This is a genomic window from Allomuricauda sp. NFXS6, assembly GCF_040148835.1.
Taxonomy (GTDB): domain Bacteria; phylum Bacteroidota; class Bacteroidia; order Flavobacteriales; family Flavobacteriaceae; genus Flagellimonas.
Genome location: NZ_JAGEMG010000001.1, coordinates 698396 through 723304 on the forward strand (window position 1 = coordinate 698396; position 24909 = coordinate 723304).

A 24909-nucleotide genomic window follows, 5' to 3' on the forward strand; every position below is an offset into this window, starting at 1 on the left:
CGACTGCGCTCAAGGTGACGTTTGAAATCTATGCCAACATCGTCACAGGGTTCTCCAAGTACGCCCTCAACGTTTGAAGGAACTGAGCCCCTGTGGCACCATCAACCGTTCTATGGTCACAGGCCAAGGTAACCTTCATGGTGCTTCCTGGTACAATCTCGCCATTTTTAACCACAGGTTTCTCAACAATGGCTCCTACCGATAGAATTGCGGAATTCGGCTGATTGATGATGGAAGTAAACTCCAAAATACCGAACATTCCCAAGTTGGATACGGTAAAGGTGCTTCCCTCCATTTCGTCTGGCTTAATTTTCTTGTTTCTCGCTCTTCCAGCCAAATCTTTTACGGCAGTTCCCAATTGGGTCAAACTCAACTGATCTGCAAATTTGATTACGGGAACCACAAGACCTTCGTCTACAGCTACTGCCACCCCCATATGAACGTGATGCTTGTAAAGCATGGTATCTCCATTCCAGGATGTATTCACTTGCGGGTGCTTTTTAAGCGCCATCGCACAAGCTTTCAAAACCATATCGTTGAAAGACACTTTAGTGTCTGGCAAATTGTTGATTTGGGCACGGGAAGCTTTCGCATTATCCATATCCACCTCAATAGTAAGATAATAGTGGGGTGCAGAGAACTTTGATTCGCCCAAACGCTTAGCAATCACCTTGCGCATGGTTGAATTTTTAACCTCTTCCACGCTTTCCTCACCGACAGGCAAGGCAACCGGTGCAGCAGGAGCTGATTTTTCTGCTGATTTTTCTGCAGCTGGTGCTGCTTGTGCAGATGGGGTGTAATTCTCTATATCCTTTTTGACAATCCTTCCATTGTCACCAGTTCCCTTTACATCGGCCAAGTTGATACCTTTCTCTTCGGCAATCTTTTTGGCCAATGGCGAAGCAAAAATACGCTGTCCATCTTGGGTAGCTGGCGCTGTTTCTTCTTTTTTAGGGGATGACTCGGTTTTAGGCGCCTCTTCTTTGGTTGCTTCAGCTTTTGAAGCACTCTTGGAAGAACCTCCCGAAGCTTGCGCCTTCAACACGGCATCAACATCGGTTCCCTTTGGGCCAATAATGGCCAATAACGAATCAACAGGGGCTCCTTCTCCTTCTTGAATGCCAATGTGCAACAAAGTTCCGGAATAGAAAGATTCGAATTCCATCGTAGCTTTATCCGTTTCGATTTCAGCCAAGATGTCTCCTTCTTCCACTTCGTCACCTACCTTTTTTAACCAACTGGCCACGGTTCCTTCTTCCATGGTATCGCTCAATCGCGGCATGGAAATGACCTCCACCCCTTCGGGAATATCTACCGGCTCATTTGCCGGAGCTGAACCTTCTTCTGCTTCAGGCTCTTCGGATTCTTCTTCTTTGGATTCTTTGGATGGTTTTCCAGAACCATCCAATAGGCTGGAAATATCTTCCCCTTCTTCACCAATTATGGCCAAAAGTGAATCAACCGGGGCGCCATCACCTTCTTCAATTCCGATATGGAGCAAAGTTCCTTCGTGAAAAGATTCAAATTCCATGGTGGCTTTGTCCGTTTCGATTTCCGCCAATATGTCTCCTTCTTCGACTTTGTCCCCTACGCTTTTGAGCCATTTTGCCACGGTTCCTTCTTCCATGGTATCGCTCAATCTAGGCATATTGATTACTTCTGCCATCTAATTATAATTTATGTTGTAAAAATGGATAGTCTTCTTGCTCGTAAACGGTATCGTACATTTGCTCTTTTGGCGGGAAATCTGATTCTTCAGCAAATTTCTCGCATTCTTTGACCAAGTCCTTCACCTTTTTGTCGACCTTTTTTAGGTCGTCTTCAGAGGCATATCCTTTCTCTAGGATAACGTCTTTTACCTGAGTAATTGGATCTATCTTTTTATACTCTTCAACTTCATCTTTTGTTCTGTAGTGCTGTGCATCGGACATGGAGTGACCGCGATATCTGTACGTTTTCATCTCCAAGAAAGTAGGTCCTCCTCCCGTTCTTGCACGCTCAATGGCCTTGTCCATTTCTTTGGCAACAATGGCAGGATCCATTCCATCTACGGGACTACAAGGCATTTCGTAACCAAGACCCAATTTCCAGATATCCGTGGAGTGTGATGTACGGGCTACCGATGTTCCCATGGCGTAACCATTGTTCTCACAGATAAACACTACGGGCAATTGCCAAAGCATAGCCAAATTGAAGGCTTCGTGAAGGGAACCTTGCCGAACGGCACCATCCCCCATATAACAAAGCGTTACGGAATCCCTTTTGAAATACTTATCGGCAAATGCCAATCCGGCACCCAAAGGGATTTGCCCTCCTACGATACCATGCCCACCATAAAAACGGTGTTCTTTGGAGAAAATGTGCATAGAACCGCCCATACCTTTGGAGGTTCCTGTCACCTTTCCGTAAAGCTCTGCCATCACTTTTCTTGGGTCCACTCCCAAACCTATCGGCTGAACGTGGTTTCGGTAAGCGGTGATCATACGATCTTTATCCAAGTCCATTGCGTGCAATGCTCCTGCCAGAACCGCTTCCTGACCATTGTACAAGTGCAGAAACCCTCTAACTTTTTGCTGAATATATACGGCGGCAAGTTTATCCTCGAACTTTCTCCAGAAAAACATGTCCTCGTACCATTTAAGGTAAACTTCTTTGGTAATTTTTTTCATCTACGGTTGTATTAAATGAATTTCCCTTGCAGTAGGGAGAAGCAAAAATACATATATATCTGTTTTGGAAAAAGAATTGAATTAAGAATCGCCCAAAAATGAGCTATTGAATGCCAAAGGCAAAATATCGGCTATGGAATTACATTTATAAATTGGGCCTGTTTCCGAACTTAGCAATAAAGAAATAGGGGCTTTCTGCCTTTGTTCGTATTCAATGATGGACTGTCTGCAATTGCCGCAGGGAGCTGCCGGAACACCTACCTCATGTTTAGAGGACGAAGCACAAATGGCAATGGATTTAACGGCCACCCCAGGATATTTGGCCCCTGCATGGAAAATGGCCACCCGTTCCGCACAAAGTCCTGAGGGGTACGATGCATTCTCCTGATTATTCCCTATCACCACTTCCCCGTTTTCCAGCAATACGGCCGCACCTACTTTGAACTTGGAATAGGGCGCATAAGCATCTTCCCTGGCCGCCGCGGCGTCCCGTAACAATTTTTGGTCGTTTTGTGACAACTCGGATGCATCATCATAAATGAGCAGTTCAAAACCAATTTTCCTTTTTTCCATTCAAATATTGGGTGTAATCCAAAAATAAAAAAACCTGCCCCAAGGGACAGGCTTATGCTTATATATTTTAGGTTTTCTTAATCATTATAAAATTCCTCACCGAAATTAAAGGTAAGCGAAAATCGCAATGTGTTCTCCAATGGGTTCCTAACCTGTGAGGTCGAGAACAAATAAGAAAGGTCTATTTGTGCCGACTTAAACATAAACCCAGCTCCCAAGGTGAAAAATTGTCTTGAGCCTTTTTCTTCACTTTCGTGAAAATAGCCGCTGCGCAACATAAAAGCTTCCCTAAACCTATATTCGGCTCCCAAAGCCCAAGTTATCTCTTTTAATTCTTCACTAAATCCCCCCGGTGCATCACCGAAAGATTCGAAAACACCTTGAAAAAAGCCTATATTTTGATACTCGCTATTATCTTCAGAATCGATATCCCCATCTCCATCGAAGTCCCTAGGTGTTGGAACCAACAATTTGTTAAATTCCGTATTGATGGCCAAAATGTTGTCCTGGTCAAAAATGAAATCGAATCCTCCGCCAAACTTTAGATTGGTCGGAAGAAAGTTTTCTTGCCCTCCTGCATCATATTGTATGGATCCTCCCAAATTGGAGATATTGAATCCAGCTCTCCAACGACCATCATAATTGCTGTAAGCTATTTCCGGAGATCGGTAAAACCCGGATACATCTACCGCAAAGGCATTGGCTGCTTGGGAATCCTGAACCCCATCTTGAAATCTAAGGTTGGAACTGATAAACCTTCCTGCTACTGCCATAGAAAATGATTGACTCAGTTTTAAGGAGTATGAGCCATCCAAAGCAAATTCATTGGGCTTGACCAAAGTAGCGTCTTGGTCAAAGGTTTGCCTTAACTCTATTTCCCCCAAACCAAAGTAACGCAATCCAAAGGCGAACGCACTTCTATCGTTCAATTTGTTATAATAATTTGCATTCAACAGGGATACATCGTTGACAATGCTTTCCAAATAAGGGGTGTAACTAATGCCAATACCCATTTTTTGTGTGGCAAATGCGTATTTTGCTGCGTTCCATTGTTGGGAATATACATCAAAAGAAGTGGCCACGCCCATATCTCCCATACCGGATGATCTCGCATCGGCTGCAATTGTTAAAAATGGAACAGCTGTTGTGATTGCTCTTTCTTGTTGAGCGCTTAGTTGTGGCATAATTATTAGAAAGGCAACCACGATCAATAACTTTTTCATTCTAAAATTTTAGCATTTAGTCTAGTTTCTCGTTCCAAGAAAACTTTTTGAAAGCAATACAGATTAAACGGCGTTTTGACAAAAATCTTATATCCCAACTCATTTTTTTGATATTAATCGTCCAAAACATAACTATTCCATTGATACAGCAAATCGGATACCTTATATTATACCAAGCGTTAAAAACCAATCTCACTATACTAATTCGGCACCTTCTCCGTTACTGAAGTGTAGCATGTGGCAATTACCTCATGTTCGGAAATATTTGATGAGCACAAAATATAATGGTGAAAACATCGTTTTAAAGCCATCGAAGTATTTAAAAATCAAAACAAGTCGAAGATACTGAGGGTACAAAACCCTGAGTTTTAAAGTACTCAAGCCCAAATTATGAAAAAACACTTAATCAAAGTTGTACTTTCTTGCGCCGTAGTGATGGGAAGTTTTTCCAGTTGCAAAAACTCTTCCTCATCTAAGAACGTCTCCAGAGCCACTGGTTGGAAAATCAATGCCAAAGAGGGGGGATTTCAATACAATTCGGATTTTAAAGAACAAGAAACTCCTCCAGGAACCGTATTTGTAGAGGGTGGAACTTTTACCAAAGGTAAGGTTCAGGACGACATCATGAAAGATTGGAACAACACGCCAACGCAACAGCACGTCCAGTCCTTTTATATGGATGAGACAGAGGTTACCAACGTAATGTACCTAGAGTATTTGGATTACCTGAAGGAAGTATACCCGCCGGACAATCCTAATTACGCAAACATCTATAAAGGTGCACTACCCGACACCTTGGTTTGGAGAAACCGATTGGGCTTTAACGAAACAATGACCAACAACTATCTGAGACACCCTGCTTATGCAGAATATCCTGTTGTAGGTGTTAACTGGGTTCAAGCTACCCAATATGCAGAGTGGAGAACCGACAGGGTGAACGAAGTAATGTTGGAAAGAGAAGGGTATTTGGCTGAAGATTCAAAATACAAAGTACTTAACGGCGATATTGATGGTACCTTCAGTACCGAGGCTTACCTTAACAATCCAGAATCTGTTTATGGTGGTGAAATTGATTCTCTTCAGGGAAAACAAAAGAAGGATTCCATCAATACTTTTGCCAAAAGAAGCAGTGGGGTTATTATGCCCGCTTACAGATTGCCCACAGAAACCGAATGGGAATATGCGGCTCAAGCACTTGTTGGAACCAGAGAGTACAACAACTACAGAGGTAGAAAAAAATATCCATGGGAAGGTGACTACACCCGTAATGGTCAACGTGTAGGTCGTGGAGACCAATTGGCCAATTTTAAACAAGGTAAAGGTGATTATGGCGGTATTGCCGGATGGTCCGATGATGGTGCCGATATTACCGGAGAGGTAAAGTCCTACAAACCCAACGATTTTGGCCTGTATGATATGGCAGGAAATGTAAACGAATGGGTTGCTGATGTGTACCGCCCCATTGTGGACGATGAAATCAGTGATTTTAATTATTACCGTGGTAACGTTTTCATGAAAAAAGCCATTGGCGAAGATGGAAAAGTTGAGGTATTGAAAGATAAAATAGTGTATGACACCTTGCCAAACGGAAAAATCGTAGCTGTCAATCTTCCAGGAGAAGTTAAAGAAGTTCCCGTTACCGAAGAAGAAACGTATTTAAGAACAAACTTTGATAAAAGTGACAACCGTGGTTTCAGAGATGGTGACCCAGGCTCTTCAAGGTTCTTTAGCCGTTTCAGTGATGAAGAGGATAACCAAAAAATGTATGATGCGCCTAAACATTCGGTAGAACGAAACGAAGAAGGTGAATTGGTTCGCCAATATGATGAGTCAAACTTTAGAACCTCATTGATCAACAACGAAGTTCGCGTGTACAAAGGTGGATCTTGGCGAGACAGGGCCTACTGGTTAGACCCAGCACAACGTAGATACTTGCCACAATATATGGCAACAGACGATATTGGATTTAGATGTGCCATGTCCAGAGTCGGATCAAAATCCAGATCTAAAAAGACAGTTCGCCACAAAAAAGCGAGATAAAATAATTTCTTGAGTATTTTAAAAGCTCCGGCCAAAAGTCGGGGCTTTTTTTTATCTTAGATTTATGACAATGGAAGAGTTGCACGCTCTGTTTTTAGAGCACCCCACCATATGTACAGACACTCGGAAAATTACCGAAAACTGTCTGTTCTTTGCCCTTAAGGGACCAAATTTTAATGGCAATGCATTTGCGCAGGAAGCCTTGGACAAAGGCGCCGCCTTTGCCATTATCGATGAGGAAGATTTTAAAACTTCCGACAAGTTTGTGCTTTGCGATAATGTGCTGGCCACGTTGCAACAATTGGCAATATATCATAGAAACCGTTCCAAGGCCAAAATAATTTCGCTAACCGGAAGTAATGGCAAAACCACGACCAAGGAACTCATTAATGCCGTTATCTCCAAAAGTTACAACACTATTGCCACCCGCGGTAACCTCAATAATCATATTGGTGTTCCTTTGACTTTGCTTGACATAAAAGAGGATACGGAAATTGCTATTGTGGAAATGGGAGCCAATCACAAAAAAGAAATTGAGTTCCTGTGCAGCATCGCCCAGCCCGATTTTGGCTATATCACCAATTTTGGCAAAGCCCATTTAGAAGGTTTTGGCGGTGTAGAGGGAGTGATCAAAGGCAAAAGTGAATTGTACGATTACCTAATGGCAAACAACAAATACATTTTCCTAAATGCGGATGATGACATACAAAAACAAAAGTTAGGGAACTACACCAAAAAAATGGGCTTTAGTACAAATGACCATCACTACTATAACATTAAATTTCTTGGCGTTGACCCTTTTGTTCTAGTAGAAATGGAAGGGATACAAATATCCACTCAACTCGTAGGCAAATACAACTTTTCCAATTGTTGCGCGGCCATATTGATGGGCAAATATTTTAATGTACCGCTGAAAGATATCAAATCGGCTATTGAGGCCTATCAACCGCAAAACAATCGGTCGCAGATGCTATCCAAAAATGGTTTCGACATAGTTCTTGATGCATACAACGCCAACCCTACTAGCATGCAAGCTGCTTTGGAAAATTTTGTCTTAATGGATGCCAAAAGAAAGACCTTGATCATTGGCGATATGTTCGAACTTGGGGACACGGCAGCCGAGGAACACCAAATCATTGCAGATTATGCTGATAAACTCCAGTTTGATGAGGTCTATTTGGTGGGTGAAAATTTCTTCAGAACCAAGACCTCAGCCACACAGTTCAAATCATTTGATGATTTGAAAGAACATCTTATCAAAAACCCTTTGAAAAAGGGAGCATTGCTCATTAAAGGTTCACGAGGAATGGCCCTGGAACGGATTTTGGAAATACTGTAATTGGAAAAGAAAAAGTGGGATATACTGGATTCGAACCAGTGACCTCTGCCCTGTCAAGGCAGCGCTCTAAACCAACTGAGCTAATATCCCTTTGTAAAACGGGCTGCAATATCGGAAATTAATCCCAATCTCCATACTCTGCAGCGTTCTTTGATGTCTCGTGCAAGGTAATATGCAGCAATTGACCCTTTTTTAGTTTAGGTTTCAAAATATCGTAAATCACTTTTACGAAATTTTCGGTGGTGGGCAGCAGGTTTTCAAACTCTGGGCAATCTTCATTCAAATTCTTGTGGTCGAATCGCTCTTCCACCTCATCCTTGATCAATGCACCCAAATCTGCAAGATCCATCACAAAACCGGTGTCAGGATCCACTTCGCCCTTTATCCTCACCTCAAGGTCAAAGTTATGCCCGTGAAAACTAGGGCTGTTGCATTTACCGAACACTTCGATATTCTTTTCCTTGCTCCATTTAGGGTTATGCAGTCTGTGGGCAGCATTAAAATGGGCTTTTCTGCAAATCGTGGCAATCATACCACAAAGGTAAACCCTTTTCCGCAATCTATATTTTAGGATTCAAAAAATTAGGTGGGTTTCTTTCGTTTCTTTTTTGAATTGAAATTCACAAGCGTTCTTCCTAACTTTATACAAAAGGCAAACACGCCTTCAGAACATATCTAAAAAAATACATATTATGAAAATAACCTATTTAGGTCATGCCACATTGTTAGTAGAGATGAATGGAAAGAAAATATTGTTTGATCCCTTTATTACAGGTAACGAAATGGCCAAGGAAGTTGACATTGACAGTCTTAAAGTCGATTACATTTTTGTAACCCACGGGCACCAAGATCATGTCCTCGATGTGGAAGCCGTTGCAAAGAACAATCCAGAAGCACTTTTGGTCTCTAACTTCGAGGTCGTAACCTGGTTTGGCAACAAGGGCATTGAGGGGCACGGGATGAACCACGGCGGAAAGCACACCTTTGATTTTGGGACTGCAAAATATGTGACTGCCATCCACTCCAGTATGTTGCCCGATGGCAGCAATGGGGGAAACCCAGGTGGATTTGTACTCTACAATGATTCCAAATGCATATATATTGCAGGGGATACCGCTTTGACCAAGGATATGGAACTGATTCCAAAAACCTGTCCAAAATTGGATATTGCGGTTCTGCCCATTGGGGACAATTTTACCATGGGCTATGAAGATGCGACGATTGCAAGCGACTTTATTGAATGCGACCAAGTAATCGGGTGCCACTACGACACCTTTCCTCCTATTAAGATTGACAAAACAAAAGCTGTAGAATATTTCGAGAAAAAAGGCAAAAAATTGATGTTGCCCGATATTGGGGAGTCCATCACCGTATAAACCGATGCAAGAGGTCTAAAAAGCAACAAAATTTTGATTTTGTCAGGTTGAGCGCAGTCGAGAACCTAAAGTATCTTGATAATCAATGGGCTTCGACTTTGTTCGAACTGACAGGTAATAAGCTTTTTAGACCTCTTTATTTCCTATAAAAATCAGGTCAACCGTTGGTTTGAATAAAATAACGTAAATTAAGACTGAAAAAGTTTGAAAACAAGCAAGTTATGACAGCGGGATATTCAGGAACCCCTTTGGCAAAAAAGCTAGGTTTAAAGGAAGGATTAAAACTTCTTTTGTTCAACCCACCCGAACATTATTTTGAATTATTTTCCGACTTGCCCACAAATCTTAACATCGTTGACATTGACCCATCCAAAGAAAACAATGTCGATTTCATCCATTTGTTTTTTACCTCCTTTGATGATCTACAAACCCAAGCAACAAAATATATCCGCGTATTAAAGAAAAATGGACTTTTATGGATAAGTTGGCCCAAGGGACAGTCCAACATCCAAACAGATTTAAAAAGAGACTTGATACGGGAACATATCCTCGACCTTGGACTGGTCGATGTTAAAATTGCCGCAATTGATGAAGATTGGAGCGGCCTCAAATTTGTATATCGGACCAAAGACAGGCAAACTTGATATTTTTAACGAGTGGGCACTAGTAATTTTAAGATCTAAAAAAATAAACCCTGTTGATTTAAAAATCAACAGGGTTTATGTTCCTGTTAGCAATTCAAATGGTAAAGAAACAAAGAATCCCTATCCTATCAGCATATGTTGTTCTACTCAAAAGAAGTGTCTCCATTGGGGTTTAATACATAATCAAATGTATAGTACCTTCCAGCATTCGTATTTGGATCTGGGTTGGCAGGGGCATCCTCGTAATAACTTAAAATTTCTACTTTGGCATAATTACCATCTGTAGTTTTAAATACCAATACTTTTCCTGGTATGGGCGAAACTATATTGGTTTGGAAGTTATAATTGTACCAACCGTTGTCGCTTCCTGTTGGAACAGCAAAGTTACCCTCGGCATCTTGGGAAAAGTTTAATCCATCAGCTGTAGTCACACTGGCAAACGTGCCGGACACAATTGTAGCCCCTGCATCACCTGTACGCTCAGGTTCATCATCTGTACCGGTTGCTGTTCCACCATTGACGGCAATCGTAGTTCCACGAAAAGCAATGTCCCAATCCGTATCGCTTGAGGTAACCGCACCCGTTTCAAAATCAAATTTTGTAAAGTTGCCACCTACAGGTTGTCCTTGGCCTCCTGTTTGGGGCGCATGCAAATTGCTTACTTGCTCCGTTTGTATTGGGTCGGGTTCTGGAGCGCCATCATCGTTGCTGCAAGAAAATAAAGTCATTCCAATTGCTGCTGCTAATACAATATTCTTGTTCATCCTGATCGTTTAAAAAATTAAAATTTATAATTGAGTTTAATATATCCTTGAATTCCAGGTAGGTTCGGGATGTTCCCGTCCGTGTAGTCCAAAAGGTTGTTTGCCCCTATTTGCAAAGAAAAATTTTGATAAAAGGTTTTACTGGCCGATATGTTCGTCGTCACAAAACCGTCCACAAAACTGGTATCGTAGGTATCTATAAGTCCATTTCCATTGGTATCGAACAATGCATATTTGCTTCGATACAGCAAACGCAAGTTTATATTGGTATGGGCAGATGGGATATCATAAAAGATCTTTAGGTTGGCGTTATGCCGGGAACGGTTTACCAGCCCAAAATAATCGGATTGATCGATCAATACAGTTTGATTTGTTTCTGGGTCACGGGCAAACACTTCCCCCTTTTCTATCTGGTCCCGCTTTGTTTTGTCATAAGCAAATAAAAGTTGATATCCCGTGCTGATATTTAGGGCATTGTTGATGCTATAAACCGTATTAAGTTCAAAACCAGTGGTGAATATTTCATCAAAATTCACATAACTGAATACATTTTGACCATTCACCTTTCGGGCAATAATCCGCGTATCAATAAGATTTTTAAAGTCGTTTCTGAACAGATTGATTTCGCTGTTCCATTTCCCTTTCTTGTAGGTAAGCCCTAGATTGTAGCCAATAGAACTTTCGGCCTGCAGTGGGTCGTTTAGATCACTTTCGGAAACTACTACGTTAGAGATTTGCCCTTGATCTTGAAGCTCTCGTAATTTATCCAATGCCACATTGTACCCTAAAACCGTATATCCAACGGCCGAATTGGTAAAATCAAAATACAACTGTCTAAAATCTGGTGCCTTAAACCCATAACCAATAGATCCCTTCAAGGCAATGGCATCCGTCAATTTGTAGCGCATGGCAAGTTTGGGACTAAACTGGTTGTTATATTCCGAGTGATTATCAAACCGTGCTCCCGCAATAACATTTACACCTTCCAATGGATTGAAATCATATTGGGCATAAACATATTGTGAATCAAACCTTACTGTCTCATCAAAAAATGTCCTATCCAGTTGATCAAATTGAAATCCAAATCCCGCGGTCAATGTTCCCCCATCAAACCCTCTAGATGAACTGTTAGATCCAAAAGTATAGCTTCCCCTTAATTCTGGTCGAAAGAGGGTTTGATCAAAATCGCTATCGCTCAGTATATTGTCCGAAATGGGGTCGGCCAGCCTCTCGTTGGCTATGTAATTGGTATAATAAAGCTCATAGGAGGCAGTAAACTTTTCGTTCCATTTATGGTCAAGCCTCGTGTGGGCGTTCCATTCTTTCTCCTCGGAATCGCCTTCAAATTGTACCTCATCCAAAAAAAGGCTCGCATCTTGTACTTGGTCATAAAATCTGGTTGAAGCAAAAAGGGTAAGCTTATCATTAAAATCGTAGTAGAAACGACCATTGACGGTATAGTTTTCAAAGGGGTTAACCGTCTGTCCCTCCACATTTGGATTCAGGTCATAACCTTTGCTAGAAAAACGGTTTGCAAAAAAAGCATATCGAAATTTATCCAATCGCTGTTGCACATCCAGGTTCATATCCTGCTGACTAAAAGTCCCGATGCGATAAGAGACATTTCCGGAAAGGTCATCGGTCTCGGGCTTTTCGGTAATAATATTTATCACACCGCCCAGGGCCTCCGTCCCATACAAACTGCTGGATGGCCCCTTTACGACCTCAATCTGTTTGATGTTCCCTACGGTAAGCCTGCTCAGATCAAAGTTTCCAGCACTTCTTCCTACCAAGGGCACTCCATCGATAAGAATTAAAATGTAGTCCGAGGCAATTCCCTGAATCTGTACACCTTCAAAGCCACTTTCATCCGCTACCGTGACAATTCCAGTCTGCTCAGTGAGAATCTCGTCCAAACGAATAGCGCCCGATTGAACAATCCTCTTTTTTGACACCAATGTTACGGGCAATGGCAGCGAAGAAAGTTGTCGCTCGGTACGGGTAGCGGTAAGTACAACCTCTTCCAATGATTCAATAGGAATGGAATCCAATAAAGGTGATTGCCCACTTTGCCCGAAAACGACCTGACCAAAAAAACAAAATGATGATACTATAAAAAGGATACGAAAAAACATTATTTTTATCTAGACTCATTCTTAATAATGAACAAATATATAGATTATTCTTATTTAGATTAATTATAATTAATTATTTTTGGCTTCGAAATTTAAAAATGTAAACCATACCCGATGAAAACTTTTGTCTACCCAATATTGGCACTTTTTATTTCCGCCAATGCCCTATCACAATCCGAAAAGAAACAGAAAGACCGCGAAGCCATCAAAAATATGTGTGGTTGTTACGAGGTCACGTTCAATTTTGCAGAGACCTTTAATTACAGTAACGATTCCCTTTACAAACCCTCTAAAACCAAAGTTGACAAAGGATTGGAATGGGCACAACTGGTTACCGATGAGGAAGATAAAATTTCCATTCAGCACCTTTTGCAAGTTGGCGACCCCAACAAACCTTACATTGTAAAGCACTGGCGTCAAGACTGGTTATACGAGAACACCGATCTTTACACCTATAATGCGAACAATGAATGGGTCTATAAGCAATTGGAGCCCTCGGAAGTTGAAGGACAATGGACGCAAAAAGTCTACCAAGTAGATGATAGCCCGCGGTATGAAGGTTCCGCTTCGTGGGTGCACGTAGATGGAAAAAGCTATTGGGAAAATACGACTCCCGCTCCCTTGCCTCGAAGGGAATATACTACGCGGAGCGACTATAACCTTACCATGCGCGGCAATCGCCAGGAAATAACCGATTATGGATGGGTACATGATCAGGACAATGCAAAGATTATCCGTGAAGAAGGTAAAGATGATATAGTACTCGCCAAAGAAAAAGGATACAACACCTATGTAAAAGTAGACGACAGTCGATGCGCAGGTGCCTCAAAATGGTGGAAGGAAAACCAAGAAAAGTGGGCCTTGGTCCGCGCTAAATGGGATGAAATTTACGGTAGAAACACCACCCTACAACTGGAAAAAAAGGTAGATAACAAAGTGCTTTACAAGTATCTTTTTGATAAAGGGTATGAAGAAAAGGCAAAAATTGACGGTGTTATAGAATCTTTTGTAAAAAAATAATAAAATGAAACTAGTAAAGAGAATTGTACTCCTCACATTGTTTTTTACAACCTACTCCGCGATTGCCCAAACAAACAATGTGTTTCTAGATCGATCCTTCTGGAAGAGCAATCCAAATCTGGAAACTGTAAAAAACAAGATCAGCGAGGGCAACGACCCTGCGGCATTAAACTCCAATGCGTTTGATGGAGTCGTTTATGCGCTTTTGGAAAATGTTGACGACAACGTCATCAAATATTTGCTCGCTTTGGAAGGGAACCCCGCTGACAAAAAAACGCACGATAGCCGGATCTATTTGCATTGGGCCGCCTATGCCGGCAAAATAGGCATTGTGGACCATTTATTGAAAACCGGTTCTTCGGTAACCGAACTTGACAGCCACGGATATACCCCGCTTGCCTTCGCGGCCAATGCCGGTCAAAAAAAACCTGAACTCTACTCTGCTTTTGATAAGTATGGCGTAGACCTTACCAGAGAAAAAAATGAGCATGGCGCCAACCTACTTCTACTGGTCGCACCCTCCTTGGAGAATCAAGATGAACTGGACTATTTTATTGATCAAGGACTGGCTTTGGACAGTAAAGATGATGAGGGCAATGGTATTTTTAACTACGCCGCAAAAAAAGGTAACGTCGATTTTCTTAAACTGCTCATCGAAAAAGGTGTGGATTACAAAAGCCTCAACAAGGATGGAGCCAATGCCTTTCTTTTTGCCGCCCAAGGTGGACGCGGATATAGCAATCCCTTATCGGTTTATGGATACTTGAAAGGACTGGGATTAAATCCAAACATGGTGACCCATGAAGGTTACACCCCGTTGCACCGTTTGGCTTACAACAATTCCGACCCAGCCATTTTTGATTTGTTCCTTTCGGCAGGAGCTGATGTAAACCAAAAAAATGTTGATGGAAATACGCCTTTTCTAAACGCCGCTTCCCGAAACCAACTGGATATGGTGAAATTGTTATCCGAAGACGTCAACAATTTCAATACCACCAATAATAAAGGACAAACGGCCTTAATGCTGGCTGTTGAAAACAATGGTCCGGAAGTGGTCCGCTACCTGCTAGAGAAAGACGCCGATCCTTTGATGACCGATAAAGCCGGTAATTCACTGGCTTATTACTGGGCAGCTTCTTTCGATAGCCGAAAAATAGATACTTTCGACAAAAAAAGAAAGCTCCTAAATCAAAAAGGGCTTAAGTTCAATAAAGTACAAGCAGAAGGAAATACACTATATCATTTGGCGGCCAAAAACAATGATTTGGCATTGGCGAAACATATGGAGTCTTTGGATATTGACATCAATGCAGTAAACAGCGAAGGTCTTACCGCACTACATTTGGCCGCAATGAAGGCTGATGACGATAAATTGATGAAATACCTCATTTCCAAAGGGGCGGACGTAAAGATCAAGACCAGCTTCGAAGAAAGCGTTTACGATCTAGCCAATGAAAATGAACTTTTGCAAAAACAGAACACACAACTAAACTTCTTAAGGTAAGATGAAAAAATTGATCAAAATCATCCCACTGGGATTGCTTACGCTATTGATGCTTACTTCTTATGCCCCTTCTGAAATCAAAACCGTAAAATGTCTTATCCAAATGACAAATTACTCCGGTGAAGGAGCTTATCTTGTGGTTTCCCTCTTAAATCCATCAGGTGAATACGAAGAAACACTGTACGTGCAGGGCAAGGACAGTGAATGGTACAGTGAAATTCCAGCGTGGTGGAAGTTTTACGGCAAATACCGTCCGAAAATCGATGGCATTTCCGGGGAAACAATAAGCGGTGGGGAACGTACCGTCACGGTTCTACAAATACCTGAAGATAAGATTGACGAAGGATACAGCCTACGTTTCGAAACTTCCGTCGAAGACCAAGAGTATTATATGGACGATATCCAATTTGAGCTTACTTCGGAGAACCTAAAAAGCAAAAAGGAAGGAAAAGGATTTATTCGCTATGTGCGGATGCTTTCGCAGTAAAAAGTGCTTATGACCATTTCCATTTGGCGATATAGCCATTTTTTACTGGCCCTCGTTTCGTCATTGTTCCTTCTTATCGCCTCGATAACGGGTGTCATTTTAGCGGTTGAGCCTATCCAGCATCAAGCTCAAGGCTATGCTATTGAAGACTTGGAAAAAGTATCGCTGGCAACTGCGATCAACAACCTCGAACAAAATTACGATGAAGTCTTCCACATCGAGGTGGAATCTTCTGGTTTTGTTAAGGCATCGGTATTGACAACGGAGTTGGAAACACTCGATGTCTATGTCGATCCAAGAACAGGGGAACAATTGGGCAAAGTGCCCGAACGCCCTAATATGTACCGTTTTGCCACAAATTTGCACCGTTCCCTCTTCCTCAAAAGCATAGGGCGATTTTTTGTTGGTTTGATTTCCTTCTTACTCTTTTTAATTACTGTCACCGGCCTAATTTTAATAACCAAACGACAAGGAGGTCTAAAACGGCTATTTTCCAAAGTGCAAAAGGACTATTTTGAACTCCGCTACCATGTTGTTTTGAGTCGATGGTTCTTTGTTCCCATAATCGTTCTTTCGCTCACAGGCGTATATCTGTCCGCCGAAAAATTTAATTTGCTTCCAGATGATTCAGTGATGGATTGGGTAAAAACTAATACAATCCCAACAGCGAAGTACAATAGTTTGGGCGAAATTCCTTTTTTCCAAAACACCACTTTGGAGCATGTACGAAAAATAGAATTTCCATTTTCCGATGACCCGGGGGAGTACTATCAAATTGCTTTGAAGGACAAAGAGATCAGGGTCGACCAAGAAACAGGGGGAATCATTGGCAGCGCTTCTTATCCTTTGGCGACCTTGGCCTCTAGGCTTAGTATGGCATTGCATACAGGGGAGGGAAGTGTTGTTTGGTCCATTATTTTACTTTTGGCAAGTGCATCCATCCTCTTTTTTATCTATTCCGGATTTGTGATGGCGCTAAGAAGAATAAAGCGAGCTAAAAAAACTGCTGCCCTTGCTGCTATGCCAGACAAAGATGCGTGTGAAATCATCATCTTGGTTGGTTCGGAAACCGGTACCACCTATGATTTTGGGACTCGTTTATTCCACGCTTTGAACGTTGTTAACAAAAAAGTTCTTCTCACCGAATTGAACCATTATTCCACGTTTGCCAGGGCAGAACATATCATTGTATTAACTTCCACCTATGGAGAGGGCGAAGCTCCTACAAATGCAAGAAAGTTTCACGAGCTTCTGGCATCGGTACGGCAACCCAACGATATAACGTATGCAGTGGTCGGATTTGGCTCAATGGAATACCCTGATTATTGCAAATATGCAATCCAAGTTGACGGACAATTGCAAAAGCTTGAAAACTGGACCCCCCTCCTTCCCTTACATAAGATCAACAATGCCGACTTCAGGGCTTTTAAAGACTGGGCGAAACTATGGAGTGAACATTCAAAAATCAAGCTTTCCCTGCAACCCGAATCAAAAAGACAAACGAGGAGAAAGCCATCAACCTTTAAGGTAATAGAACGTACCGAACTCAACGCGGACAACACTTTTCTGCTTAAGCTCAAACCAAAGAAAAAGGAAAAGTTTACATCTGGAGATTTACTGTCCATAATTCCTAAGGGCTCCGATGTAGCTAGACAATATTCCATTGCCAAGATGGATGGGGACATTGTTTTGAGCATCAAAAAACATAAAATCGGTCGTTGTTCCACCTATCTCTCTGAACTAAATAATGGTGACATCATTACTGCTTGGATTGATGAAAACCCTCATTTTCATTTTCCTGAAAAAACAACATCAGCCGTCCTTATTGCCAATGGTACGGGAATTGCTCCTTTTTTAGGGATGCTGAACGAAAACAGGAATAGCAAGATCAGGCTATACTGGGGTGTTCGTTATCAATCGTCATCCAAGATATACGATCACTATCTCGAGGATTATACAAAAAACGATGAAAATATAAACTTATATATTTCGCACTCCAGAGAAGGAAACAAAAAGTATGTTCAAGAATCCATTTTGGACCAAAGGGAAATTATCTTAAAAACTATGGAGGAAGATGGTGTTATCATGATTTGTGGGTCCCTTGCTATGCAACACCAAGTGCTCGACTCTTTAGAATCGATGGTCAAGGATTGTTCCGATCTGAATCTTGAACTCTTAGAAGAAAAGGGGCAATTAAAAATGGATTGTTATTAAAAAATGGTGGTGGAGCTGTAACAGTGAGTTAATCTAGACTTTTTTTGGATCGAAAGATAGGGCTGCGGACATTTGTGTCGCCATACATAAACACCATAGTCCATGTACAAACTACTCTACAAAAACAAAGCCCTGCATATCTTAAGATATGCAGGGCTTTGTTTTTTAAAACTCTAAAAGTGGGCGCTGAGGGATTCGAACCTTCCCTGTTAACGCCTATGTTTACTGAGTTTATCCTTGCAAATGCTTTTACTGCTAACCGAATTACAGACCACTTTTAGCTATCTTACTTCGTAGACATCAAATTTACTTATAAAATATTAAATCTCTCTAAATAGCCAATTGATTGTTTTACCTGATAAGAAAGAGCAGAAATCCAGATAAAACACTATAATATTTAACTTAATTCAGCAAACAATTTCCTCAAAGAGCTATATAAACTCAAATCTATCTAATGTCATGGACTTTTACTTGGCATTTTATGGTTGTATTTGTTTTCCTTTCCACTTCCCATTTTCAAGTTCAAATAGCTTTCTGTCATGGAACCTTGTTGCTTTGAATTCCATGAACTCAATTCTCACAGGGTCAATTGAAAACCCGCTCCAATCTTTGGGCCTATCTACTTCTTCTTTTTTGAAAGCCCTTTGTTGCATTTCCTTATAAACATGATACTCCATATAGTCGAAGGTTGGGACAGTTCACTATTTTATGATCATATATATGCCGCTATAGCACTTTCCATAGATATGTTGATGTAAATGACTTTTATCAATTTATTGTGAAATCCTATGGGATAGCCAAAAGATGGTTACATAGAAATTTTATTTCTTTATTAGTTTGGCAATTGCATTCTTTAGTGAATTATCACTGGTCAGATATTGCCTTTCTATCGACCGTGTTAGTTGTTGGTCATTTACGATTGTATCTAAAGTTTGAATCAAGAAGTTGTAATTGGTGAAATTGGTTTCTGTAGTGAGGATTGTATTCAACCAATTCCACATCTTCTCTTCACCGATTTCCTTTTTGATGGCGGTAAAAACAATTGGGGCATAATAATAAACATATAATTCCCTGTTGCCATACTGGGATTCACCTTTTATTTTCCCCATTGGAATCGGGTCAAAATCCTCGAGCTCCTCTATTTTATCCGATATCTTTTGGTCATAAACCTCAGCTCCCATCATTACTTTGGTCAATTCTAATGACAAAAACTCCGCAAACCCCTCGGTCATCATATCCCCAAGTTCAGAGTTGAGAACCTTATAGGTACCGAAATAATAATGTCCAAGTTCGTGCGCTATGAAAGGCCTGTACCAATTTTGAATTTTAGGGTCAAATAGACTAATCAATCCCATTTTCCCCCAGCCAATATTGAAAATTGAAGGATAGGAGACGAACATCCAACCGTCTTTTCTTGAAGTTGGCGTTGTTTCAATAAAGGTTACCGCCTGGTCAAATGGTATGTTCAGTTTGTTTGTATAGAAATCCTTATATGTATTGATAAGGTTACTAAAGTCATTTATTTGTTCACTGGTAAAACTTGGGTTCAAAATATAGGTGTCCCCAACCGTGGAAAAGTCAAAATTTCCGCAAAAGAGTGTTAATTCGCGGGCATTATCACTTTTGAACCTATGATTTCGTGCACTTACCGGCTTGTTGCCATTGATGTAAAGGGTAGTGCAATCATGACAATCAATTTCCACATCGTACTTGAGGTTATCATAGGTTTTGTCATTTGTTATATCATAAAGTACAGGATACCAAGAGGATTGCAATCCATCTGCCCTAATGGAATTGTGGTTAAATGCAATGTTTCCTCTCCAATCTTTCTTGGCGTAATTGTTAAGTGTATCTTTAACCACCGGGTATTTACCAACATATTTAACTTGAACCTGGTTTGGCAAGAATTTCCCTTTTCCCGTATCATCGGGGAAAAAGTATGCTTTTGTTTCTCCATAAGAGAGGGTGTCGTTATGGGCCACTGAAAAACCGAGTAGGAAATCATTTGGCTCGGTAGTCTTAAAATGCAATATGTTCAAACCCGAATTTAATCTAAGGAAATAGTCTTTGATTTGGGGAATGTCACTTAAAGTCAAATCAGCTTCAATGGTACCTTGTTCTATTGAGATTTCGACCTTCCCTGTAAGTTTGGGAATCGTTTCTTGTGCACCCAGCTGCATACCGAATAGATAGGTCAATATTAAAAGTGTTCTTTTCATTCTTAATTAATTGTCTTTGCGGTTTATATCTTAATTTTATGAGTTATTTTATTGACCATGGCACTATCGATTTGCTTATGGTGGATGAAGGATTTTCAGTGACTTCCCTTTTGATTTACTGATTCGTTTATGGCTTTTAACAAATACAATATCCACATATTTTCACATATGCATTACAAATGACGGTGGCATCAATCAACTATTCCGAATCTTTTATTTTTATAATCAACAATGATTCGTTTATCCAGGAAGAAGGAATTCCCCATTAGACCCATGATTTCTTCTTTTTCATAGAATTGTTTGAACTCTTTTTTAGAATCATAGACTTTTAGGTTTTCTGTTTCTATTTTAAAATTTCCAATATAGATATCAGAAGTAATCTTGTAACCGTGAACATCGTAGTATTCGCCCCAAGAAGAAGTGGTCAATGTATCCGTTGCAGAGCTTTCTTTACTAATTTTTTCGATATCATCTTTATCAACAGCCAAAGGAAACATGGATGCACCAGTATCAAATAAAAAATAATGGATAGTTCCATTGATGGTTACAGGCACTTTTAATCTCCCGTGCCTATCCTGTATGGCGTTCACAAAGGTTGTTTTGTTTTTATAATAGGTATTCAAAGAATCCAAACTTGCTATTCTTTGATTTGGAAAATCAATGATCAAATATTTTTCCTTGAATAAATCCGTGCCTATTGTTCCAATATGTTTTACGGTTTGTGTATCAACCGAGTCCTTTGTCAATACTTCTCCATATCCATCGTAATAAAACAATTCTCGATTTTTGAATAAAACGGTATCCAATCTAAAAGCAATGGAATTAAAAAAATTTTTCTTGCCATTTTCAAAATTTGCATTTGCAATAGTGTCAAGCTTCACATTCTTATACTTATCTAGATAAGGCCTTAGAGTATTTCCATATACCATTGTTAAATCTGCGCCCAAGTCAAATTGACTTTTAAATTTATGTGGTATGCCTTCAATCGAAAAGGGTATAGTAATGGCCAATTTATCAATGTATTTGTTACCTATGGAATCTCCGACCCAATCAAAACCAATCCACTTATTTTGTTGTCCATCCACACTTTTTTGCTCCTTTTTCAAGTTAGTACAACTTATCAGTAGTGTGACAATTAGGGTGGTTAAAACAAAAAAAGTCTGTTTTCCTGAAATCTTCCTTTCTTTCATGTTAATTAATCATTTTTTAATGGTGTCGCTTTCAACTATTTAATTTAACTGTTAGAAGTGGCCTATCTTTTAATCCCATATGTAGCATCGGATAAGGTTTTCCCGTAGTATCCAATTCAGAGCGACCAATTACTTCAAAACCGCAATGCATGTAAAATCCAACAGCTTGCTCATTCTGTTCATTCACATCAACCTTAATGACATTTAGCTTTGTGATAGCGTAATCCAGTAACGTTTTTCCAATCTTTTTCCCTCTGTATTCTGGATGAATAAACAGCATTTCTAAATTCTGTTCCGCAACACCTAGAAAGCCTACTATATTGTTTTCACTATTCCTAATGCACCTCAACTCAACCGCATTTAAGTAGGTGTTCAAGATCAGTGGTTTAAAATATTCAATGTCTTCTTCCTTTAGAAAATGATGGGTAGCTCTTACTGAAGCTTCCCACACATTTACTACTTCTGGAAATTCAATTTTATTTATTTTGTCTATCGTCAGTTCCAAATTTTCAATTCCTATACTGTTTAGTCACTTAATTAGATTTCCTTTTTCGCCACCATGCTATTACAATTACCATTACAGTGATCAACAGGACGCCTACCCCCATCATATTGAACATTTTTCCTTGCAACATCGTAAACAAAAGGGTATCTACTTTTCCAGTTTTCAGGAAGACCCAATCACTTGCCAATCTTGTGGCCAAATCCGGATTTCCAGTTTCCAATATAATTATTCCATCTCCTGATACTGGGTCAATACGAAGTGCTGTATTAATTGGAGGGTTACTCTGTCCATCATGTCCGATGATATATTGATCGTTCCCAACATCCACATAAAGAAATGTGCCCAAACCATAAATTGCCTCCCCCATCATATCCCAATGGGATTCCTGCATTAAATCCAAAGAACTTTGACCGAGCGGACTGCCCGCAGTACCTTTTTTATCCTTTACGAACAGCATAAAAAATTTCTCCAAATCTGCTAAGGAGGTATACAGTGATGTTGCGGCCAAAGAGGTGTAAAAAAAGTGAGGGGACTCGGTGCCATCTGCATTATAGAATTCACAAAGATCACTATTTAGAGAATCGGACCATTTGTAGGTCGACCGAGTCATCTGTAACGGGGAAAATACATTTTCCTTCATAAAGACGTCAAATGACTGTCCACTTGTTTCCTCGACCAATAATTGCAAGAGTGTAAACCCTCCCCCAGAATATACCCAACTCGAATTCGGTTCTATACCTACTTTAGTTTCTCCGCTTTTTCCTTCATCGGCATCAGCAGCTTTTGTCAAAGAGGCTTCCAGGGTCTGTACAGCATCGGGGGTTTCAAATCCCGAATAACCAAGTCCGTCCGTAAGTCCTGCCGTATGACTTAGCAAGCGCCTTACCGTTACTCGTTCATTGTCAAATTCACTTGGAGGCAATTGCCATCTTGTCAAGTATTTGCTAACCGGGGCGTCCAAATCAATTTTTTCCATTTCATGTAGTTTCATGACACCGGTAGCAGAAACAAATTTGGACAAAGATGCCACTTGGAAAATCGTATTCCTATCCACCGGTCTTCCCACCGAATAGAACACTTCCTCTTTTACTTCCCCATTTTTAATAATGACCATGGCAAAGTTTCCTACAAACTCCTTTTGGATTTCCTCATCGACTGCTACAGCAAAAGATTGTGGATCTATATCATTTGTAAATGGTGTGTACCACCATCCATTTACGGTGCCAAAAAAACAGATTAGAACCCAAACCATGGAAATGGTCAAAATAAGGGCTAAGTTTAATAATATTCTTTTCATTGCTCTGGTAAGTGTTTGTTTTGAAACGTATTGACCAACAATTATCAATCAACCAGTTCCATGACCATTTTACGGCCACCCATATCAATTTCTTGTTTTAATACCTTACGGGATTCTTTTTCTATATAATATGTACTGATTGCTGTATTCTTGGAAATATCATCGGTAACGGTGACTTTCCACACCTCCTTAATTGCTCCTTTGAGTTCCAATGTGGCCTGTTCGGTATTTTTAATGGTTGCAGTAAGTATCCCTGTCCCTGATTTTGGATTGTAATCAAAAATGGCTATTGTACTATTGTATCCTGTCTTCAAGGGTAGCCATCGTATTAATTGGGGGTAAAAATTACTGTCAAAAAAAGGGGCGTCCACCGATTCTGAAATCTCAGTTTTTTTACCTGACCCTTTGTCGTTGTAGTATCCCGTCACCTGCTCTGAAAAATTGAGTACCATATCCCTTTGTTGATTGAAAGAGGAATGATACATGGGTTCAAGCTTCCTTCTTCCAACGATGGTACTGTCTACCCAAGTTGTTGGAGCGCTTGGCATTTCCACCGTTGTTATGATGTAAATTCCCTTCATCTTCTTTTTGATCTCGCTCCGTACTTTTCCAATTTCAATTTTTGAACTATCCTTAAGCATGTACCAGGCCATTTCATAGGTTTCCTCATCGATAAGGCTTTTGTCAACTGGATTATTTTCTGGGGTCAGGATTGATTTTTGTCCCATAACTTGAAACGATGTTGCCAATACCACTAGTAGTAGGTAGAAAGTTTTTTTCATGTCGCTTTTCAATTTGATTGACCTATTAGTGCCATTTAGTACAATTTGTTTCACTTAATTTGGTGTTAATTATAAAGCATGAATAATTACTCTATCTTTTTAGGAACACTGGAGTGGTTCCCGATACTCCATTTCTCGCCATAGACAGAGGAATAGATAATCTCAATATCCATCTCTTTATCATTTAAAATCTGATACAGTTTATTCGCGGCATACAATGTGTTTTTCGCAGTGTTTTCAGATACAACAAACCCCCAATCTTTAATCATGGTCTTATCTATAAGCTAAATCAAATTGATTTTCTCATTTGCAGGTATCAATCGACCAACCCAAAGGTTGGAATAGACGTAATTAATGGAATCTTGTTTCCCCATTGTTTTTTCAACATAATGTATGATATCGTCATATACCATATCGTTCGATGCAGATACCTTAACTGATTCGATAAATGCTGGCCCAACTCCGTGATTGGATAGGCTAAAGGAATATTGTAGTGTACTTGATTTTTCATTCATTAGGCTCAAATGTGGGTAAGCAGACATATACTGCTGTTTTCTGAGCAGATTGGTTTGGTAAACAAAAACAATCAATGTTAATAGACTAACTATTAAGGCAGTCAGTCCTACAATTTTTTCAATATTCCAAAATCCTTTTTTCATCATTTTAAAATCAATTTCATCTTTAAAATTATCTGTTGTTTGGATGTGCCATGTAAGGGATATACAATTTCTGAGCAGTAACCTTTGCCAATTCCAATCAAACCAAATCAGAAATTGAAAACACCTTAAACCATTCTATATTAGACCTTTGAAAAAATGTCGTTTTTATCTTTCACTTGGTCGTTCTTACAATTCAAAACCTTGGTCGTATAAAGGTCACTTGCCATACGATAAATCTGTACTTCTAGTGAATTTTCTTAAAAAACAAT

Annotated in this window: 22 protein-coding genes and 1 tRNA gene; 8 read left to right on the top strand and 15 right to left on the bottom strand. The window is 40.2% G+C overall.

From position 1 onward, the window contains the following. Positions 1 to 28 precede the first annotated feature (28 nt). From J4E06_RS03065 to porV, 4 genes are all read right to left on the bottom strand, one after another. On the bottom strand, positions 29 to 1666 hold the full coding sequence (locus tag J4E06_RS03065; RefSeq protein ID WP_349522562.1) for a pyruvate dehydrogenase complex dihydrolipoamide acetyltransferase: 1638 nt from the start codon (positions 1664 to 1666) through the stop codon (positions 29 to 31). Between the two features lie 4 nt (positions 1667 to 1670). Then, entirely contained in the window at positions 1671 to 2669 is a 999-nt protein-coding gene (gene pdhA / locus J4E06_RS03070) for a pyruvate dehydrogenase (acetyl-transferring) E1 component subunit alpha (protein ID WP_349522563.1), read from the bottom strand. Positions 2670 to 2750: 81 nt separating this feature from the next. Beyond that, a complete protein-coding gene (gene cdd / locus J4E06_RS03075; protein WP_349522564.1) occupies positions 2751 to 3242 on the bottom strand; it encodes a cytidine deaminase in 492 nt (163 codons plus the stop codon). A 77-nt stretch (positions 3243 to 3319) separates the two neighbouring features. Next, entirely contained in the window at positions 3320 to 4465 is a 1146-nt protein-coding gene (gene porV, locus J4E06_RS03080; RefSeq protein WP_349522565.1) for a type IX secretion system outer membrane channel protein PorV, read from the bottom strand. A 390-nt stretch (positions 4466 to 4855) separates the two neighbouring features. Between porV and gldJ the strand changes: the two genes are divergently transcribed. Together gldJ and J4E06_RS03090 are read left to right on the top strand one after the other, a co-directional pair. Then, positions 4856 to 6505 carry a gliding motility lipoprotein GldJ gene (gene gldJ / locus J4E06_RS03085; RefSeq protein ID WP_349522566.1) on the top strand — a complete coding sequence of 550 codons (1650 nt, stop codon included), beginning with the start codon at positions 4856 to 4858 and terminating at the stop codon, positions 6503 to 6505. A gap of 64 nt (positions 6506 to 6569) precedes the next feature. Next, positions 6570 to 7844 carry a UDP-N-acetylmuramoyl-tripeptide--D-alanyl-D-alanine ligase gene (locus J4E06_RS03090; RefSeq protein WP_349522567.1) on the top strand — a complete coding sequence of 425 codons (1275 nt, stop codon included), beginning with the start codon at positions 6570 to 6572 and terminating at the stop codon, positions 7842 to 7844. Positions 7845 to 7859: 15 nt separating this feature from the next. Here J4E06_RS03090 and J4E06_RS03095 read toward each other — a convergent pair. Both J4E06_RS03095 and J4E06_RS03100 read right to left on the bottom strand, forming a co-directional pair. Continuing rightward, positions 7860 to 7934 (bottom strand) — tRNA-Val (locus J4E06_RS03095). A gap of 28 nt (positions 7935 to 7962) precedes the next feature. After that, positions 7963 to 8376 (bottom strand): 6-carboxytetrahydropterin synthase, encoded by a 414-nt coding sequence (locus J4E06_RS03100; RefSeq protein WP_349522568.1) that lies wholly within the window; start codon positions 8374 to 8376, stop codon positions 7963 to 7965. A 160-nt stretch (positions 8377 to 8536) separates the two neighbouring features. On the opposite strand from J4E06_RS03100, the gene J4E06_RS03105 reads away from it, so the two are divergent. Further along, positions 8537 to 9220, top strand: a complete 684-nt coding sequence (locus J4E06_RS03105; protein WP_349522569.1) for a metal-dependent hydrolase — start codon at positions 8537 to 8539, stop codon at positions 9218 to 9220. 221 nt (positions 9221 to 9441) lie between these two features. Further along, positions 9442 to 9864, top strand: a complete 423-nt coding sequence (locus tag J4E06_RS03110) for a DUF3052 domain-containing protein (RefSeq protein ID WP_349522570.1) — start codon at positions 9442 to 9444, stop codon at positions 9862 to 9864. Positions 9865 to 10007: 143 nt separating this feature from the next. Here J4E06_RS03110 and J4E06_RS03115 read toward each other — a convergent pair whose 3' ends face one another. Together J4E06_RS03115 and J4E06_RS03120 are read right to left on the bottom strand one after the other, a co-directional pair. Next, on the bottom strand, positions 10008 to 10628 hold the full coding sequence (locus J4E06_RS03115) for an HmuY family protein (protein ID WP_349522571.1): 621 nt from the start codon (positions 10626 to 10628) through the stop codon (positions 10008 to 10010). A 17-nt stretch (positions 10629 to 10645) separates the two neighbouring features. Next, the gene (locus J4E06_RS03120) at positions 10646 to 12763 is read right to left on the bottom strand and encodes a TonB-dependent receptor plug domain-containing protein (protein WP_349522572.1); all 2118 of its coding nucleotides are present in this window, start codon (positions 12761 to 12763) and stop codon (positions 10646 to 10648) included. Between the two features lie 114 nt (positions 12764 to 12877). On the opposite strand from J4E06_RS03120, the gene J4E06_RS03125 reads away from it, so the two are divergent. Genes J4E06_RS03125 through J4E06_RS03140 form a run of 4 tightly spaced genes read left to right on the top strand, consistent with a single transcriptional unit; the run spans position 12878 to position 17988 of the window. Continuing rightward, positions 12878 to 13783 (top strand): DUF6607 family protein, encoded by a 906-nt coding sequence (locus J4E06_RS03125; RefSeq protein ID WP_349522573.1) that lies wholly within the window; start codon positions 12878 to 12880, stop codon positions 13781 to 13783. Positions 13784 to 13787: 4 nt separating this feature from the next. Further along, positions 13788 to 15287 carry an ankyrin repeat domain-containing protein gene (locus J4E06_RS03130; RefSeq protein ID WP_349522574.1) on the top strand — a complete coding sequence of 500 codons (1500 nt, stop codon included), beginning with the start codon at positions 13788 to 13790 and terminating at the stop codon, positions 15285 to 15287. A gap of 1 nt (position 15288) precedes the next feature. Then, positions 15289 to 15774: a DUF2271 domain-containing protein gene (locus J4E06_RS03135; RefSeq protein WP_349522575.1), complete on the top strand. Its 486-nt coding sequence runs from the start codon at positions 15289 to 15291 to the stop codon at positions 15772 to 15774. A gap of 9 nt (positions 15775 to 15783) precedes the next feature. Then, positions 15784 to 17988 carry a PepSY domain-containing protein gene (locus tag J4E06_RS03140; RefSeq protein ID WP_349522576.1) on the top strand — a complete coding sequence of 735 codons (2205 nt, stop codon included), beginning with the start codon at positions 15784 to 15786 and terminating at the stop codon, positions 17986 to 17988. Positions 17989 to 18467: 479 nt separating this feature from the next. On the opposite strand, the gene J4E06_RS03145 is transcribed toward J4E06_RS03140, so the two are convergent. The 7 genes from J4E06_RS03145 to J4E06_RS03175 all read right to left on the bottom strand — a co-directional run bounded on the left by J4E06_RS03145 (position 18468) and on the right by J4E06_RS03175 (position 24643). Next, complete coding sequence (locus J4E06_RS03145) at positions 18468 to 18665, bottom strand: pyridoxine 5'-phosphate oxidase C-terminal domain-containing protein (RefSeq protein WP_349522577.1); 198 nt, start codon at positions 18663 to 18665, stop codon at positions 18468 to 18470. A gap of 144 nt (positions 18666 to 18809) precedes the next feature. After that, the gene (locus J4E06_RS03150; protein ID WP_349522578.1) at positions 18810 to 20207 is read right to left on the bottom strand and encodes a gluzincin family metallopeptidase; all 1398 of its coding nucleotides are present in this window, start codon (positions 20205 to 20207) and stop codon (positions 18810 to 18812) included. Positions 20208 to 20398: 191 nt separating this feature from the next. Next, positions 20399 to 21313, bottom strand: a complete 915-nt coding sequence (locus tag J4E06_RS03155; RefSeq protein ID WP_349522579.1) for an aspartyl protease family protein — start codon at positions 21311 to 21313, stop codon at positions 20399 to 20401. Between the two features lie 115 nt (positions 21314 to 21428). Then, on the bottom strand, positions 21429 to 21902 hold the full coding sequence (locus tag J4E06_RS03160; RefSeq protein WP_502877326.1) for a GNAT family N-acetyltransferase: 474 nt from the start codon (positions 21900 to 21902) through the stop codon (positions 21429 to 21431). 28 nt (positions 21903 to 21930) lie between these two features. Beyond that, positions 21931 to 23199, bottom strand: a complete 1269-nt coding sequence (locus J4E06_RS03165; protein ID WP_349522580.1) for a serine hydrolase domain-containing protein — start codon at positions 23197 to 23199, stop codon at positions 21931 to 21933. A gap of 44 nt (positions 23200 to 23243) precedes the next feature. Continuing rightward, the gene (locus J4E06_RS03170) at positions 23244 to 23981 is read right to left on the bottom strand and encodes a DUF3108 domain-containing protein (RefSeq protein ID WP_349522581.1); all 738 of its coding nucleotides are present in this window, start codon (positions 23979 to 23981) and stop codon (positions 23244 to 23246) included. A 284-nt stretch (positions 23982 to 24265) separates the two neighbouring features. Continuing rightward, on the bottom strand, positions 24266 to 24643 hold the full coding sequence (locus J4E06_RS03175; RefSeq protein WP_349522582.1) for a hypothetical protein: 378 nt from the start codon (positions 24641 to 24643) through the stop codon (positions 24266 to 24268). Between the last annotated feature and the right edge of the window lie 266 nt (positions 24644 to 24909).